The organism is Pseudomonas putida, assembly GCF_009883635.2.
In the GTDB taxonomy this organism is placed as follows: Bacteria; Pseudomonadota; Gammaproteobacteria; order Pseudomonadales; family Pseudomonadaceae; genus Aquipseudomonas; species Aquipseudomonas putida_W.
The window spans coordinates 5773365-5790756 of the sequence record NZ_CP026115.2 but is presented as its reverse complement, the minus strand read 5'-3'; the positions used below and the strand labels follow the sequence as shown (position 1 = coordinate 5790756).

Genomic DNA, 17392 nt, shown 5'->3' with positions numbered 1-17392 from the left:
AGAAGCAAGGATAAGGGGCCTCGTGAAGGCCCCTTTTTATTTACCCAGAACAGTGTGCCTCTCTAGGCGATCCAACAACTCCCGCCGACTGCGCGCTCCAGGTATAGCCAGAACGCCCTGCCCGCTCTAAGGCCAGCGCACCAACTCCAGCTCCTTGAGCCGGATGGCCATCGCCGAGTCTGAGACACCGAACTGCTGGGCCAGTGACACCAGGTGCTGGTTGTTAAATCGGGTGCAACGCGCCAGCGCCAGCTCACGTTCCCCCGACTCTTTCGGGGAGTAGAGAAGCCGATCCGGATTGTTGGGATCGAGGTGATACGCAATCACGTCGCTGAAGCGCAATTGGCCCTTGCAGCAGAACATGAACTCGAACCGTTTCCTCACCAGTTTTTGAGGCATGAGGAAGCAGGCGGCGAAGCGATCGGCTTGTCTCTCTGCAGGTGCACGTGGTGCTTGCAGAGGACTGCCGTCAAAAGCGCGGTCGCGGTGCATGACAGTGTCTTCGTGGAGCACAAGATGGCCGATCTCATGCGCGCCGGTGAAGAGCTGGACTTTGTCACCGAACTCAGTCGCGACGGCGATCTTGTTCGATTGACGGTCAATCAGGCCTGCGATGCGAGTACCGGTGTTATGCCTGTTGAACGGGGTGTCTCCCAGGGTGGGATGCTCATGGTAGTCGTAGCCGCAGACCATGGCAGCGATCCGGGGGCTGCGCATCATCATCGGCGGAATATCTTGATCTGGCCACAGGTACCGGCGATCACGGTAAATCTGCATGAGCAGGTCAGTCGCTGCTTTCTCGATATGGGTTTCGTTCATGGCAAAACACCAGATGTAGGCTCTCAAGCACCATCTAGCCCAATATGTAGTGCTTTCGATATGTGACCAACCCAATATATAGGTTTTGCCGATGAACGGTAGAATGAGCCTGCTATGTCGAAATCCTGCTGATCGCATTTTGCCACCGCTACAGATCGCCGAGCGTCACGTAGTGTGCGAGGATTCGTTCGCGGCGATTGCCGTTGGGGGGGGGCTGAGCGGTTGGATGCCCCGTAGTGGCGGTGGACGGATTACAGGAGGTTTACTGGAAACATGGCTTTGGATGTTGCGTTTAGCGTTGAGGCTGGGGATTTCGTCGATCCTGATCGAGCCTATGACCTGTTCTGGGCAGGTGTCATCACCAATAAACGAGCTTTCGTTTGCCCTGGAGCTGACTGCTCAGCCCAGGTGACCTGTGCGAATCTGGATAAGGACGTTCAGAGCATGCGGGTGGTGCCACACTTCAAGGTCTACGGAGACCATAGTGAGGCATGCGGGATCGTGAACGGCAAGGGAATCGACTTGGAGGTGGAGCCGAACGGCCCTGACGGGCAGGAGCGCAGAACAGTCGATCAGTCCATTGTGGACGTATTCAAGCTTGAGCGTCCTGACTCGTACTATGACGAACCTACCCAAGATCCCGCGGCCGATGTGCATGTAGCGAAAAAACGCGCTAAGAGCACCAGGCCTTACACTGCCAAGCTGGGTGAAACAGGGCTGGTTGGCCCCATCTATTCCGTCCGCTCGGTGGTCAGTCGGTACATTCGCTATCGATCCGACAACACCTTGGAGTTTCGCCGCATCAACATTGCCGGGCAGGATGTGGCGTACGACAGTATTTTCAAATGCATTTGGGAGCAGGATCTGAATGACCTCCCCGACCACCCTGTCATCTACTATGGCTGGGCCTACATTGACCGCACCAGAAAAAACGATGCATACCGGATCAAGTTCAAGAAATGCTTGATGCGCGGAGCCGAAAGCCTGACGACCTCAAGCTTCGTTTCGGACAAGCTCGTGGAGCGCTACAAGCTCAAGAACCTCATGGCGACCAGGCTTTCAAAGATCTCCCAGGAGTCCAAGCCGACCGCGTTCGTGTTTGTGTACGGGCAGCCCAAAGTCCGTACGTCAAATGGAACAAGCTATGCCAATTTCGAGTTGCAGAACTTGGACATGATTGACGTCAATTACGACTGCCCATTGCCCTCCAAGTATGACAAGTAGCGAGAGCGTTAGACCGCTCCCGAGGACTCGATTGAAAGTGTTCGGGGCTGTGCTGCTAAGCCAGCCCCGACGCGCTCAAGCCCCCCGGTAAGCGTTACCTGTAAGGCGCACCAGTCGTAGTGTTCAGGCTAGCCGCCCTTCCCCGTCAGCTTGGTGATCCAGTCATATGCAGCAACCGCCTTACCCACGACATCTCCCGAAGTGTTCACAAATTCCAGGACTGACTTCAGCCGGGTCAGCTGGCTGCGGTTGATCCGGGTAGTGGCGACCTGCTTCGCTGGTAGAAGGCCTTGAAGCTCTTCGAACAACTTGTCACGGCTTTCAACCCAATGCTGGGCCAGCTCCGCCACCGATGGGATAAAGAGCCCACCCCGTTTCAGCTCAATCAGTGGTGCTCGACGGCTATCCAGTTCATCCGCCAGCTTCAACAAGCGCGTGATCTGTTCGTCCCTGAGGAATTTCTCAGAATCCTTGAACGAGAATCGCGCGAGGACGCTTTCAAGAATCTCACGTCCTTGACAGCCTTGACCTACATACGACGCCACCATTTGACGATCGTCATCGTTCCCATTATGCCGACGAAGCACTTGATCCAAGATTTTGGATGCCTGAGCTACCTTTGCACTGATGCTGTTGACGAGATCTTGGATTCGCTCCAAGGATTGGGGTAGCAAGCCTGCCATACCCGAAATTTCTTTTTTGAAATTCGGGGCGTCATCCACAATCTTGCGGATTTTTTGCAGAAGCGCTTTTAGGTCGTCGACAGTCCAGTCCTTTCCTAGGGAGAGGACAATGGATTCGTCCACCCCCTGAACGACCAATGATAGGCAAGGCAGGTCTTGGGGGTTTACCCCAAAAATCTCCATGAACTCCGGGACGAACCTTGCCATCCCGCGTGCTGATGTCTGCGCCACATGTTCTCTATGGTGTGCCCAGTCATCTGTCAGATCTCGAAAACCCGTGGTGTCGCGCAGCGGAAAAGCGGTGCCTGAAAACGCCCCTACCTCCCCCATGCCACGGTTGAGCCCCACAGCTGAATCTCCGTTGGGATCAAGCAAGATGAAAGCTACTTCGCTGCCGAGCCAAGCGTCTGCCGCTGCAAAGCGGAGAGTCAACTCCTTCAGCTTCTGCTGGTCTTCCAATTCCGGCGCCAGCATGACGCACATGATCCGCTGGTCTTCTTGCCTGGTGTGGAACCAGTCTACGAGCTCTTGGGGCGTTGCGGAGGTGATCAGCATTAGTCATCCTTTCTAGTGCACAGTCAGATCTGTAAGTATTTGTTCCATGGTATTCGCGCTACAAAGCGCGTAACCGCGGTGCGGTGGTTTGCCTCAGGTCTCAAGTTCCAGAATCGACCATCCTGCGGCCTCTAGCGCAGCCCTTCGTTTTTCTCCCGTTGTCCCCTCGCCCATGCTGCTTTTGCGGGCAGCCAGGCACAGCATTTGAGATGGTCGAGTCATCCCCACATACATCAGCATCATGTCCTTCTTGGCGCTGTCCGGTGGTCGCTTGGCCGCTGCCTTTTGACATTCGAGCCATGGCATGAGCTTCTGAATAAAGTGGGTCTTCCGGAAGGTCTCCAGGATCAGCGTAGCCGCGTGAGTTTTGCCCTTTTCCGAATGGATGGATGACATACGAATGTCGACGCCATCGGTACCATCCTGGTACCGGTAAGTGTTGATCAGTGAGCCACCACTTTCGCTGGCCTCATTGGCAACTGGGGCTACCTGCCAAGCAAGATACTGGTAACCCTCCAGATTTACAGTCACGCCTTCGGCATCATGAAGCGCGGTTGCCACCACCAGCACTCTCGGAGCAATGGTCGTGAGCCACTCCTGTTCGGTCATTTCAGCCGCTCCGAATAGGATCAACTGAAGGCACTCTCGATACTGTGCGAATGCTTGCGGCTTCGCGGTAAGCTTTTCCTCCACTGCAGCGTGGTGTCGACCTCTCAGTTGCATCAAGCTGCCGGGGAACGCCAGTGTGCCGAGGTTTAACAAGCATGAAGCCAACAACTCAACTGCGGGAGCAGCTGTGGCTTCTTTCATCGCGGTACGTCTGGCAACGTGTGCGCCTTCCGCAAAGGTACGAGGCTTGAACGATGTCTTCGTTGTGTCAGACCGGTAGGATGGCCAGTAATGCTCCAGGGCTTTCGGGTACTGGTTTGCCTTGAAGTTCTCAAGCCGATGTACAGCACCGACGGCGAACACACCAGCCTCGCGGGACTCTGCCGGAAGGTGCTCCAGCACCAGCTTGCCGAATTCATCCAACACACCCGTTGCATCGTTATCAGGGAAGACGATGATCGTGTTGGGGACGCTGCCCGGGGCACGTGGAGCACGAAGTCCGATCAGTCCATTCGTGATTGGGACATACGCGAACGAATTGGCGATCGATGCGATGGCCTGATCAAACCGGAAGCTGCTTGCAATCTCCAACTGACGCCCTGGATCAGGGAAGGGATCCTGCAAGGGCGTCTTCTTCTCGAAGATCTCTTGGTTGGGATCTCCGACACGAATGACACGCACATCTGGGTCATCATGAGGAAAGACCCGTTGAAGAACACCCGCCTGGTCAGGTTGGGTGTCTTGCATTTCATCGATCAACACGCATGGGAAGCGCAGGCGCAATGCACCGCCCACGGCCGGCTCCTGGTCGAGTAAGGCGTGCCCTAACACGAATACCTCATCGAAGCAGAAGTAACCGGCCTTGGCCGCGCCGCTCAATGATTTCACCACACTCTTGTAGGTTGCCGTGTGTGGCGCAAAACCAATGTCTTCATCGCCGAGGGGATCATCGAAGTCGGCAGACCGCACTCGCAAGTTGTGAAGGCTGTTAAATTTTTTCTCGAAGGCGGCCTGTGCACCTAAGTGTTCACGATATGACAGCTCCCTTCGACGAGCTTTGTGAGTGGCCTCATCATCGATTGCCTGCAGTGCAATGCCCTGCGAGCGTAACCATGGTGACGCCAAAAATCGGCCAGTGAAGCCATGGATAGTGTCGATGTAGTGAGGAAAGCGCAGCAGTCGTTGGCCCACCTCGGTGCCACCAAGGCGTTTCTCGATCTCTTCTCTGGCCGCGTTGGTGTGCGAAAGCACGCAGATACCCTGCATACGACTCTTCCAATGACGAGCCAGGATGGCAAGCTTGGCGACGACCAGGGTTGTCTTCCCGCTCCCAGGACAGGCCGCCACGTCGACTGTGTCCATGGACTTCAAGAAATCACGGCGGGGCTCGTCCAGCGGATCTAGCCCCATAAGCTCGATGACCCAGTCCACATCTGCGTCAGTAATGGGGGCAACCAGTTGCCTGAGCGTCATTCGGAGGCCTCTTCCAGCGGATCAGTAGAACCTGCCGGTGCTGCCGTCGCCATGAGCGGGTGAGCCGGGCCGGGGGTGGTAGCCAGGGCTGCACCTCCGGTTGCGTACTCGATCGCATGGACAACGTAGGTTGGCAACAATCCCCGCAATTTCGTGGCATCTAGGGAACCGTTTTCGAAACCTTGTTCAATGAAGTCGATCAGGTGCTGGGCTGCGATCGCTTTTGACGCCCGATTGAACAGTTTGTAGATCGCTGAGCAACGGGCTTCCTCGGAGGCATGGGTCGTCTGGATATTTTCGAAGGCTTTCTGCGCCTTCTTCAGCAGGCTAGCCTTGGTTTCCGTGCCGTCGTCGATCTTTTCCTCATAAATGGCCAGGTATGCGGCGTGATGGACTTCCTTCGAGAGCCCTTTGAACGCCAAGTCGTATTCGAGCGTCCAGTGGTCGGCAACGAACGTCCGCACACATTGCCCGTCACTCTCTCCGCGCTTCTCGCGATGTACCTTCAGGCCTTTTTCAATGTCTCCCGGTGTGGAACCGAAATCTTTTTCGGCGCGCCAGCGCCGCTTGGCGATGTCTGGCCAAACCGCCCCCTTGACCCCCTTCAGGCCCCGAATCTCTGGCGCGCAATCGGGCATCACATCCATGTCGGTGATGCAGGCTGTGGGCACTGTGATCTCGCCTTTGGACGTGTCCTTGCGCTGCAGGATTTTCGAATAGCGCCGCAGGCCGACACCGCCCACGTTGATTATCGAAACCCCGTGCTTGGTCAGATCCTTACCCAACCGACGTGCCAGTGACGGTAGGAGGATCGCTTCTGCATCACCTTCAACCACGAGCAAGCCTTTAGCGAAGAACAGCCCCGCCTTGGTCACATCAAGGAACCGGCTGAGGAAGCGATAATCATCTGGTGCCAGGCAGGTTTCACTCTCGGCGAGCGAGAACGCCCGTTGCCGCTGCATCAGCACCAGGTTCTGCAACGGTATCTTCGAACTCAGGTTCGGGCTATGGGTGCTGAGGATGACCTGAACCGGTCTCAACCCCGTGGAGGGCTTAGCCGCGGCTTCGAGGAACTCCATCAATTGGAGCTGACGTTGCGGGTGCAGGTGGGCCTCCGGCTCTTCGATGAGGAGCAGCGGAAGCCCGTCAGGCTCTTTGCCTAGGAGCAAGAGTTCACAGGCCATGAACAACACGTTGTTGGAGCCCAGACCGTAGATGCCGCGCGCCTCCCCAGTGGCATGATCCAGCAGGCCGAGCTCTAGCCGCTCCAGGATCTGCTTGAGCTTAGCGGGATCCGTTCCAGCTTCCCCAAAGCCGATGCGACTGGTTAGGGGCTGGCCAGCCAGCGATAGAGGCCGAAGGTACGTATCGTTGATCTCGTTCTGCGCGGAGACGATAGCGCCGTGACGGTTCACCAAGTGACGAAGGAAATCCCCCATGCCGGCAATGCTGAGGGCTTCTGCATCGGTGAGGTCGGTCGGGAGTGCCGCGGGATCAAACGCGTTACCCGCATCAATATTAGGGAAACTGCTCAATACCTGGGACAGCCGGGAATTCCGGCCTGGTGACATTTCTCGCTCGGCATCGCGCAGCGGTTTCAGGTATGCAGTGGCGAGCAGCTGTCGTACACCCACGTCCAGCGAAGGCCCCTCTCCTTTTTCACCCGAGCGAACCGAGATGTCGACCCATTTGCGGGTAGAGGCTGAGGCGACAACGCGACGAGCTGACCAATGTACATAAAGACGCCCCACGCCACCGGTGTACGTCACATACTCAACGAAAGCACCCAGTTCCGCGAGGCTCAGCCCTTCCAGGGTGCACCTGAGCGTGATGGTCTCGGCCTGAGTACCATCGCTGGCAATGTGGAAGTCCTCGATCTGTAATCGAAGGTATTCGGCATCCCGGGTTTGCAGCACGTAGCGGATCGCGTCGATGACCGCCGTCTTGCCAGCGTCGTTTTCACCAACGAGGGCGGTCACGCCTTCGTTGAACTGGATGTCCAACGCGTGATCGCCATGGCCGAACTGGCGGAAATTTTCGATCTTCAAAGCCGAAAGGTACACAGCGCTGCTCCCATCCTTGTTCAGTGGCAGGGAGTGGGTTGGCCCAGCGCCAGCCTAGCGACAATCATTCCTCCCTGGATGTAATAGCTATATGCCACGAAATCCTGCCGGAGGCTACCCAATGCTGGTAGCTAGTAAAGCCCTACCCCCAGCCCCTCCCAAGGCTCATACGCCTGGCCATTGATCGGAACGTGGCGCCCCAAACAGGAAGGCCCAACGGAACAGTAGAATAGGCTGCATGGGGCTTTCAGCTGGACGCCGACGCCAGCGAGCACGGCGCGATCCGACCGGTTGTCTTGCGATAATCGATTTATTGAACCAGCCTGCTTGATCCGGTGGTAAGACGTGCAGAGCACGATGCTCCGCAGAGACACATGCTTCCAAGTAAAGGGGGGCTTATGGACTCAGTGGATAGCGACGCCCAGCGCTTGCTCGGCCTGATCGTAGAGGCAGCGCAGCTTGATGCCCGCCAATTTGCCGAGCGGCATGACCTCATGCGCCAGGCCAGCGCCCTGCTCTGGTGGCTGGAGCCCGGTTCCCCTCCCCGCACGATCGCAAATCTGCTCTCCTGCCTCAGCCTGCCGCTTGAGCAATGGCTGGACAGTCGTCTCAGGCAAGGATACGAGGGCGCTCTGCAGTTCGCCGATGAACCCACCATGCTGTGCAGCGCGATCGCGCTGGAGACCAACCCTCGCTTGGGCTGGGAGCGTATCCAGCAAATCGTGAAGAAGGTTCGCGACCTCTGCCGGACGCGACCCCATGGCGATGATGAATACCGGCTGTTCCGGATGTTTTTGATCGAGCATGGGGTCGTAGACGCTGACAGTAGCCTGGACTTCTTGATCCCGCTTCAAGTCAGCTTCAACTCGCTGTACGAACCGATACCTCAGCATCTGATCCGCTCGGGTTGTATCTACCTGTGTCCGGGATGTGGGTGGCCGATGGAGATTCAGCACCGGGCAGTGTCCTGCGGCGCGCAGTGGTGTGAACAAACCGTCGGAATTTTCCAGTGGATGGCTGACGACCTGGTGAGCGTCAGAACCTCGAAGGTCATTCACCCCGTCACTGCCAAGAACAAGTACCGGCTAGTCCCCGCATTGTGGACATTTACCTTGATTCCGGGGCTGCTGGAGATGCGCTTGCGCGATGGCATTGCTCGGCTAGGGATTTCTGCTGAGCTGTGGCCCGACGTCGACCAGGCTGACCTGCGCTTCACGGTCAATGATCGAACCTACTCGCTGGATGCCAAGGTTTGGAATTCGCCTCGAAATCTGGGCCTTCACCTGGTAGATACCCCATCCACTGGGGCTATCTACATCATTCCGGACTACCAACGGCAGCACTCCGATTCGTTAAATGAGCAGTGCAGCCCTAAGCAGATCAAGTCTGAATCCCAGTGCCTGCAGTGGGTGAAAGAGCTATGTCAACGTTAACTGAAAGTGCAACCGCCCTGGCGCTTGGGCTGGCCATCAAGCACATCAGCAAGGAGCCGACCCTCGCTGACGCTGAAGTCTTTCTGGTAGGACGTCCTCATCTGTGGATCGGTTGGGAAAGCGCTTCTGAGGTGGCACGCGAGCAGATCATCACGCTCATCAAGTACCGCCCTGTCGACTTGAACCAGACTGGGCGATTTCTGGACGAGGCGCGGCGGATTATCTTCGGTGCTGGTTCGCCGTTTCGGGCAGCGGGTGCTGATCTCCTAGCTAGCCAAGAAGTCCCGCCACCCCTGACCGAAACCGACGTTTACTGTTTCCAGGAAGGCTTCGACCTGGACGGCCTGATCGAAGAGAAACTCTGCGCTATCAAGGTGGAGTCAACTGCAGCTTCATGTACGAAATGGCCCGTGGACGGACAGATTATTCTTCGAGAAACACAGTCCGATGGGTATCGCACGTTCGTCATTCCCAAAGTCCAGCGCTCGCGACTGGTGCTAAATGACACCCCTCTTCCCCTGGTTGAAGCCTTGGACGTGCCGAAGTTTGCCTGGGAGAAGGCTTCGCTGCATGAGTTGGCCAGTGCGCTCGATCAAGCGGGACGCGACCCGATCAACCATCTGCACCAGAGCCATCGAAGCTCCTTGAACTCAATCGTGCGAAATGAAGAGCGCGTAGAGGCAAATGCGGGAAATTTCTACCGGGTCAATGCGCCGACAGGAACAGGGAAAACTGTCGTCATGGGGTTGATGGGCATCCATTCCGCCTTGCAAGGGCATCGGGTCGTTATTGCGGTTCCCAACCTGACTGACGTGCGCAACATGGTTGAGGCTCTGAAACGTTCGGTGCGTATCGTCGCCCCCCACCTGAAGATTGCCCCGCTGCACTCCCAGCGCCGGATTGCTAAAGCGGGAGATTTTTACCTGGCACGTGGCCGAGAGGATCACCCCTACGACTATCGGTGCCTCCTCGATGCCTGCGCAACAGACGAGAGCGTAAGTCCTCGGGATGAAGAGCCCTGCTTCAATCTGCAGATCCCGGGTGAGCGCCGAGGGCGTGAGACGTTTAAACGCATACGCAGCTGTCCGTTTTTAAACCAGTGCGGCAAGCGCACGATGCTCGAACAAGCTTTGGCAGCGGACATCGTCGTCGTCAATCACCATGCTCTGATTTCCGGTACCACCCGTATCGCTGTCGAAGGTGGGGGTGGTGAATCAAGAAGTCTACTGGAGCTGCTGCTCAAAACGGCCTCACTGTTCATGGTCGATGAGATCGATGGCCTTCTACTGAGTGCCATCGACACCAGCGTGTTTGAGCTGCCGTTGAGCAACCACATCGAGCACAGCAGCCTGGCTGAACTGCACATGGAGATTTTTGGGCGGGACAGCATTCCAGATGTCGATGCCCCGACCCTGTATCGTGCCCAGCGGGGCTGCAATGCGGTAATCCTGCATACGACACGGCTGCTCCAGTTGGCCTTGAAGCACCTGAAATGGCCAGACCGCGAAACCGTGTGGGAGCGTGCGGAAGATCAGATGATCGCTGATTACCTTGGCGTCGACCCATCGGTGCTCGATGGTGTCTGCGGCTACGGCGATCAGAGAATTCCTCCCCATCTGGCGCCGCTGCAGGAACTCTTGCAAGCCTTCTCACACAATGACGCGCTGCCAAGCCCAATGGAGGTGGTCGTCAACATTGGTGATCTGCTTCGCACCTTGGCGGCACGTAAACAGCTAGGGAGGAAGCTGAACGACGATAAACTCGAAAAGCTCAAGTCGTCATTGGTCATCAGGACGGGTTTGCACTTCATTGAGACCAGCCTTCGTACCCTCTATTCAGATGTCCCCATGCTTGCTCGTGCGAAGGTAGCCGCGGCGTTGAGGGTGCAGCAGGATCTTTCGGGCTCGGCGCCCTTCAGTCCGACGCCACTTGGGCCGCTGCAACGCGTTGTCTACGGTTTCAAACGTAAGTTGGAGGGGCGGGACACCTGGTCGCTTCAGGTCGTGGCTATGTCCGGGGATCCGCATCGGACACTTCAGTATCTGCCGAACCTGACGTCCAAGATCCATGCTGGTGTGAATCGCACGTTCATTGGCTTCAGCGCCACGGCGTTCTTCCCTGGCGCCAGCTGCTTCGATTTGAACGCCAAGACACTGATCGACGTTCCGGACGCCAAGGGGAATATTCGCTTTGAAAATGTGAATGTCTCCGTGCACGTTTCAGGCGCCCCTCTGGATTCTCGCCTGCTCAACGTAAGGGATCTGGCCTATGAGCTCTGGCCTTGGCTCACCAGCCGCTTGGCGGCCCTGGAACAGGACGCCAACACCTGCCATCGAGCACGGTTGCTACTTGTCACAGGAAGTGACGCTGAGGCAGAACAGCTCGCATCAACCCTCCATGAAATTTCTGCAGGGCAGCGCAAGGTCGCATGGATCAGGGGCGGCAAGAAAACCGATCGACAAGAGCGCTTACCGCTTGCGAACCGGCTCACCTACGACGATCTCGTCGAATTCGCCGACGGCCCCAACGCGAATGTGCAACTGATGGTCAGCTCGATCTATCCGATGGCGCGGGGTCACAACATCGTGACCGCCGACGGCAAGTCGGCATTGGGGGGTGTGGTGGTGTGTGTGCGACCATTGCCTTCTTCAGACCAGCCCGGCAACAACCTCGCGCACCTTTGCTACAGCGTTGGCGAGAGTGTGCTGGCGTCAGCGAGTCCAGGCCTTGCGCTGCTGGCAGAGCGCGCCATGGCAAACCGCATACTCAACGGTATCCGACTGGCACCGCCCTACTTTTACAGCCAACGCAAAGCCATCCGGTTCTTCACCATCATGAACGTCCTGGTCACGCTTACCCAGCTGGTTGGGCGTGCCCGGCGTGGAGGCACTCCCGTCACCTGCTACCTGGCCGACGCGGCGTTCTTCGACAGTCGCTACACTTGGGCGATGCTGTTGGAACGCACCATTTACAAGCTCAAGCAGGATGGCCACTGGAGCGAGTTTTCCACGCACCACGCGGGGCTGGTGGAAGCTATGACGCTGTACATCGAGACTTCGGGCCCGCAAACACCTGCAGGCTCACAAGAGACTGAGGGGCTACCTGATGACGATTTCCCTGAGGACTAACCTGTTCCGATTTGATCCGGACGAGCTCCCTCCCGTCACGCAGTACCATGCTTCAAGTGAATTCTTGAATGCATGGGCGCTACTCACCGACCACTTCGGCAAGCCATATCTGCCCACTGAGTCACTGGAAGAGATCCTCAGCTACTTGTCAGGCGGCCCTGTCTGGGTCAACGCGCAACTGCTCAAAAGCAAAGACGCGCCAGCCATAGTGTCCCTGAAGGCGCTCGACTCCAGCAAACTGAACCGGGCAATCAACGTATGGGCTCAGCATATCCTGCGCAACACACCGCCTGGCCAACAGGACTTCGTTCATGCGCTGATACCCGATCTCGCCATGCCGCTTCATGCGTCCGACGTCATGCGCGACCCACGACAGTCGACTTTGGCCTACAAAGTCGTCCCCTGGATGCTGGCCCATCAGTTATCGACCAAGCCGATGGACTCTTCTGTCCTGTTGAACCTCACGGTGTGCAGCGACGGTTCATTGGTCGCCTGGGACAGCCCGTTGCTCTACGCCCGAGGCGATCGCAAGGCCGTGGCCATGCACTCAATGTCGACGAACCTCTTGTTGCTGCACAAGGTGCCCAGTCAGTACGCATCCGTGACGGTGCATCTGAGCCACATTCTGCCCGAGTGGCGCCATACCACACACTCGACCTGGCTCAAGACTGACTACGGAATTTCCAAGTTTCAGATCCACACGATACGTATTGGCGAGGGCCAATATCAGACGGTCTACTCCAGCCCCGCCGCGGAGCTCATCCAGCACATGGGAGAAGGCAGCCTGCCGGCATTGGGTGGCAATGAAGTGTCTCTGTCGGGGCCCCTCAGGCCTATTCACACCCACACGCCAATTGGCTCACCCATTGGCAGTGGCGTCGGAACGGTCATCCTCGACCAAGCAAGCTTCCACGTCCAGAAAACCGTAGCCTCCGCCAAGCCCATGCTGACCCGGTATGTCGGTCGGCTGATCGCCCTGCGAGACAACGTCTCTTATGCGCCAGCGCGGCCTATCCGCCTCGCGGTGGTAACCGCGCATACAGACATCATGATGCGCATTAACACGGCGTACACCCATCTGGAATCAGTCTCCCACGTGTTTAGGGACAAGCCTAAGCCTCAAGTCCTGCTCCAACAGATCCAGTGCAAGGATGCGCAGCGCATACTGACCACCAAAACGAGTTCGGCCGACATCCAAAATTGGTTTATCGATGAACTGCTGCCGCGGCTGACCGCCTGGATGCCGGACGCTGCGATCATCGAGACTACGCCCGAGGTGGCCACGAAAGACGACAACGATCCGAAACATGTCTTGCGAGCGCTCTGCGCTAAGCATAGGGTCACCACGCAGTTCATCTTCCACCTTCCGCCGCAGGCTGAAGGGGCTGCCTCCTCCAAGGGTATTGCCGCAGGGCTTAAAAGCCGACTGCGTAAGGCCAAGGCGAACGCTGAGGAATCCGACAAGGCAGAGGATTACCCAGGCATCAACAGCCTGATCGATGCCATCCGCGGTACCGGCTATGTACCGATCCCTCTAGAGCGCACAGCAGGCATCCCGGCTGATACGACCGTGGTTTCGATCTACGTCGATTACCTCAGCAAACTGAGTGTGTACCTGCCCGTCATCACGCGCGCTGTGGTCAACACAAGCGAGATGCAGGTCTACGTGGATGGAGCCGGAGGTCAACCGGGCCAGTGGAGAAGTTACAGTGAAGGCCTCTGCGCCATTCATGCGAACCCAAAACTTCTGGATGGGGAGGCTACGAAGCTGCTGATCAGGCAGGCGCTCCTGGCCCCGACCCCAGTGGCTGACAGCCCGCTGATTGTTTATATCAACGCCGGCGCTAAGCGCCTGTACCCAGGCATGAATGACGGCGCCGGCCATGGCTTACCACCGGTACCGAAAAACGCCTGGTTGATCCGCACGCGGTCTGATCATCAAACGGCTCAAATGACAGGCGTCCACTCCCTTTCGCCGCTGGCGCCCATGTTCATAGGCAATCGTATTGGCGTGCACCAGGCTGAACACCAAGAGCTGGTGTACTACTTCACGTCGTATTCCAAGACCTTCCACAAGGTGCGCTCTCACCGAAAGCACACCCGCTATGACGTCACACAGTCACAGCTCAAGGATTCGTGGCTGCAGCTCGGGGTGACCGAGTTTGTGATGATTCAGGAAGGGGATTTTGCAAACAAAGATCAGTTGGCGCTGCAGGCGGGATACTGGTGCAAGAATGCGCCGCTGTGGGATGGTTTCCTGCGGCTTCCCTCCCCGCTTCATGCGGCCCGGCAGATTGCAGAGGATCATCCGGTGGCTGAGAAACTGAGGAAAGGCCGGTATTGATATTGCCGATCGAGATGCCACGCTAGCCAGCCTCGTTTCCGGCTTTGCGTGGTCTGCCTGACTTGGGTTGAAAGGTGAAGTGCCCGCTTGGCCATAGCACCTGACCGACATAATGTGTGATGGCTAATCGCTCTGAGAGATGATCAGGTGCATCACCCTCCATCTTATGCTCAATGACTTCGTTGTTGTAGAAACGCAGCGTCCTGGAAAATGCATAAAGCATCGATCTGGACTTCTTGGATCTGGGATTTTCATAGAGAAGGCAAAAGGCGTTGGAAAACTCCCAGTGTCCCGTCAGCTTGTCCTTCTGCTCGACCGATTTATGACGATGGTAGAGGTTGGTCAGGACAACTAGATCGACGTTGTCATAACGTGATGCATCCGCGAAGGGGGTTTCGGTGAACAGACCTTGTGTGCCCGTGAGGTAGCCTTCCCACTGCCGCATGTCCCAAGGGTCATCGCATCCAACGACGAGTACGTTGTACTGGGTGTCGTCTGCCCTGTCCGGGAATTTCCCATTGGCATCATACAAGTAGTCTTTCAGCTTATTGTCCATATGAAGCCCCTTCGCCAGTATTTTTCCTCCGCTCGCAAAGGTCTCTTGAAGCTGTGCGGTTGCATCGTCGTAGTCCGGCAACCGACCTATCGACCGAATAATGAACTGGTTTGCCGAGTCGATCTCATGCTTGGTCGTATAGTCAGCGCATTTCACCTCCACGTTGAACTTAAAGCCTTCACTACGGAAGGAGCAGTCAACATCACGAGGTCGAACCACCTTGTCTTCGTAGGTGAAATCACTTGGAAAAAAATGGGCGAAATGAGCACACACGGTCAGCTCGACTGCAGCCTGGAGGTATTGATACTCCGCGGGTGCTGGGTCTTCCAGCCGCAGCTTTTTGTACACAAGAGCCTCAAATTCGCGCTGGCTTAGATGCGCTCCGATCCCTTCCACGGCAAGCGCCATTCCCTGGCGATACTCTGTAGGGGGAATGAAGGGATTGCAGACTGTCACTTGCAGCTCTTTTCGGCCACTGGGCAGGTTACCCATCGTGTTCTCCATGGCTGTTCTGAAAATGGTTGCAACTGCTAGCTCAATGCTCGGATGGTCGTACTGCTTCAGCGCCATGGCTACTAGCAGGACTTTACCAATGACCCTTTACGATCCCCTGTGGGGGTTGCAGGAGAGCAAATCAACAGCTGCAGTAATGGCCCGTCACAAACCATTGCATTCGAGGGTTGCCCGCGGCCCTGTGGTGCGTGGGTAGATGATCGAAAGCCACGCGATGGGAGTGTCAGGGTCATACCCAGCCGACAATGTACGCAGGTGTTTGAGATGCGGGCAGTTCTCGGCCGCGGACGCCAACGCTGAGATAGCCGAAGTCGAGTCACCTGCCAGCCTGTAGCGTTCAGCCATTGCCAGTTCCATGCACGTCTCCACGTTTGCAGGTACCTTGATGCCAGTGGGCTTGTAGCGCTGCGCGTAATAGCGATCTAGCTGAGTCTGATGGTCTGCCGGTGTCCATTCCGTATCGCAACCGAGGACTGCTTGCGCAATCAGGGATTCGACGCTGGGCTTGTTCAGCAGCTCCAGCTCTTTGTCCGTATGGAACCTCTGACCTGGTTCGTGCCCTAGATAGACGTTGGAGAGATACCAGAACGCTAAGAACGAAACCCTCTGAGGTTCGCTCATTTGCGACAGGATACTGAAGCCGGCGCCGATCACTTGGGCAGGTCGGTGGAGCTTGCGGTCGGGGTACTCAAGCAGGCACTGATCCAACAGCTCGACCACCCCTTGGAAGAAGCGCCTGGGCGTCTGGCTATTCAAGCCTGCAGGGTTGTACATCCACATCGACGGGTCGAGTCTGATCCTCAGAAGGTGAGGATTATCCCACTCGTAGTTACATGGCTCGTGCTCGATCTTATCTGCCTTTCGAACGAACTCGATGATTACCGCCCTGACGAGTCGAAACAGCCCCTGGAAGGTGAAGGTGAGCTTGCCATCATCCTCGCAGGTTTCATGGTGGCTGGCGAAGTGCAGAAATTCCTTGGTCAACGGTTTGAGCGTGTGAACATAGCTTGAGCGCACCCCATAGAGATTCTGGAGCGCTGCCTCTAGGTCACGGCGCCCGATCGGATGTGCCTGAGCATCGGCTTGAGCGGTAAAATAATCCGCCGGCAAGTAGGCGAGTATGAATTGGACAAATCGATAGCTAAGGCGTGGGTGGATCACTTCCAGCACCGCGGCCCTGACTGCATTCGCGCACGCTTCATCCGCACCATCCAGAGCCGCATCGATCCCCGTCCTCTTCGGTTCAGGAATATCCGCCCAGGCTGGTTCGTGGCCATCAAACTTCTGAGCCAGAGATTCAATGCACATCACCAGCAACGTGTAGGCTAGGTTGAGGTCATCGCTCATCCTGTGAACAGCGGCCACGTACGTTCTGATGGCCTGGATGGCCGCAAGGTATGTGCTGCGCTGCAACCCGATCAGTTGCTCGGCTAACTTTTCGAAAGCCTGGATCTCGGACTGAGTGACCATCACGGATGCGTCATAGAAGCGTGCCATGCGCTCACTGGGCTGCCGTTCCCCTGGTCGGGGACGCTGGCGTAGCAGGCGTTCAGCAACGTGAACGTCAGGCGAGCAAATCACCTGCAGGCTGAAGGACGCCACGTCAGCAAAGTCGTCAATGTAAGCACCCATGGTGCGCGAAACCAGAACCCCAGGCTCCGGCTCAGCCGCCTCCATGTACTCGGTCATTTCATACCCCAGCGCGGCCGGAGTGTGAGAAGTATCCAGGTTGATCAGGCTCCCGATCCTGGTGCTGACTCGCTCAACAGCCCCGAGATTCAGGTTCGTGTAGATCACCCCTTTGAGATCCTGGGTACGTGGGTTATCGCGATTGCTGAAGAGCTTGCCAGTTGCAGCCTGTAGCACGGGAACTCCTGTATGTTCGGTTTTAGGTCGTCAGCCGCACTGATGATCGGCTTTGCATTGATCCCGTCCAGCACTTACGGCTAGGGGGATCGCCTTTTTGGCGGCTTCGCCGCCACCTTCGCTTTG

10 protein-coding genes are annotated in these 17392 nt (G+C 56.9%); 4 read left to right on the top strand and 6 right to left on the bottom strand.

Annotation, left to right across the window (positions count from 1 at the left end):
* Positions 1-126: 126 nt before the first annotated feature.
* Positions 127-819 (bottom strand): ImmA/IrrE family metallo-endopeptidase, encoded by a 693-nt coding sequence (locus C2H86_RS26355; protein ID WP_159410579.1) that lies wholly within the window; start codon positions 817-819, stop codon positions 127-129.
* 273 nt (positions 820-1092) lie between these two features.
* On the opposite strand from C2H86_RS26355, the gene C2H86_RS26350 reads away from it, so the two are divergent.
* Positions 1093-2043, top strand: a complete 951-nt coding sequence (locus tag C2H86_RS26350; protein ID WP_159410578.1) for a hypothetical protein — start codon at positions 1093-1095, stop codon at positions 2041-2043.
* Between the two features lie 128 nt (positions 2044-2171).
* Here the strand turns inward: C2H86_RS26350 and C2H86_RS26345 are convergent, their stop codons facing one another.
* The 3 genes from C2H86_RS26345 to C2H86_RS26335 form a co-directional block, all read right to left on the bottom strand.
* The gene (locus C2H86_RS26345) at positions 2172-3281 is read right to left on the bottom strand and encodes a hypothetical protein (protein WP_159410577.1); all 1110 of its coding nucleotides are present in this window, start codon (positions 3279-3281) and stop codon (positions 2172-2174) included.
* Between the two features lie 93 nt (positions 3282-3374).
* Positions 3375-5363: a UvrD-helicase domain-containing protein gene (locus C2H86_RS26340; RefSeq protein WP_159410576.1), complete on the bottom strand. Its 1989-nt coding sequence runs from the start codon at positions 5361-5363 to the stop codon at positions 3375-3377.
* Positions 5360-7426, bottom strand: a complete 2067-nt coding sequence (locus C2H86_RS26335; RefSeq protein ID WP_159410575.1) for an ATP-dependent nuclease — start codon at positions 7424-7426, stop codon at positions 5360-5362. The genes C2H86_RS26340 and C2H86_RS26335 overlap by 4 nt, the downstream gene beginning before the upstream one ends.
* 398 nt (positions 7427-7824) lie before the next feature.
* Here C2H86_RS26335 and C2H86_RS26330 point away from each other — a divergent pair, with 398 nt between their 5' ends.
* Genes C2H86_RS26330 through C2H86_RS26320 form a run of 3 tightly spaced genes read left to right on the top strand, consistent with a single transcriptional unit; the run spans position 7825 to position 14331 of the window.
* Positions 7825-8859: a hypothetical protein gene (locus C2H86_RS26330; RefSeq protein ID WP_159410574.1), complete on the top strand. Its 1035-nt coding sequence runs from the start codon at positions 7825-7827 to the stop codon at positions 8857-8859.
* Positions 8847-11987 carry a hypothetical protein gene (locus C2H86_RS26325; RefSeq protein WP_159410573.1) on the top strand — a complete coding sequence of 1047 codons (3141 nt, stop codon included), beginning with the start codon at positions 8847-8849 and terminating at the stop codon, positions 11985-11987. Before C2H86_RS26330 ends, C2H86_RS26325 begins: the two co-directional genes overlap by 13 nt.
* Positions 11965-14331, top strand: coding sequence for an RNaseH domain-containing protein (locus C2H86_RS26320; RefSeq protein ID WP_159410572.1), 2367 nt, complete (start codon positions 11965-11967; stop codon positions 14329-14331). Before C2H86_RS26325 ends, C2H86_RS26320 begins: the two co-directional genes overlap by 23 nt.
* Positions 14332-14353: 22 nt before the next feature.
* On the opposite strand, the gene C2H86_RS26315 is transcribed toward C2H86_RS26320, so the two are convergent.
* Positions 14354-15457, bottom strand: a complete 1104-nt coding sequence (locus tag C2H86_RS26315) for a hypothetical protein (RefSeq protein WP_240349650.1) — start codon at positions 15455-15457, stop codon at positions 14354-14356.
* Positions 15458-15544: 87 nt separating this feature from the next.
* Positions 15545-17266: a hypothetical protein gene (locus C2H86_RS26310; protein ID WP_159410571.1), complete on the bottom strand. Its 1722-nt coding sequence runs from the start codon at positions 17264-17266 to the stop codon at positions 15545-15547.
* Between the last annotated feature and the right edge of the window lie 126 nt (positions 17267-17392).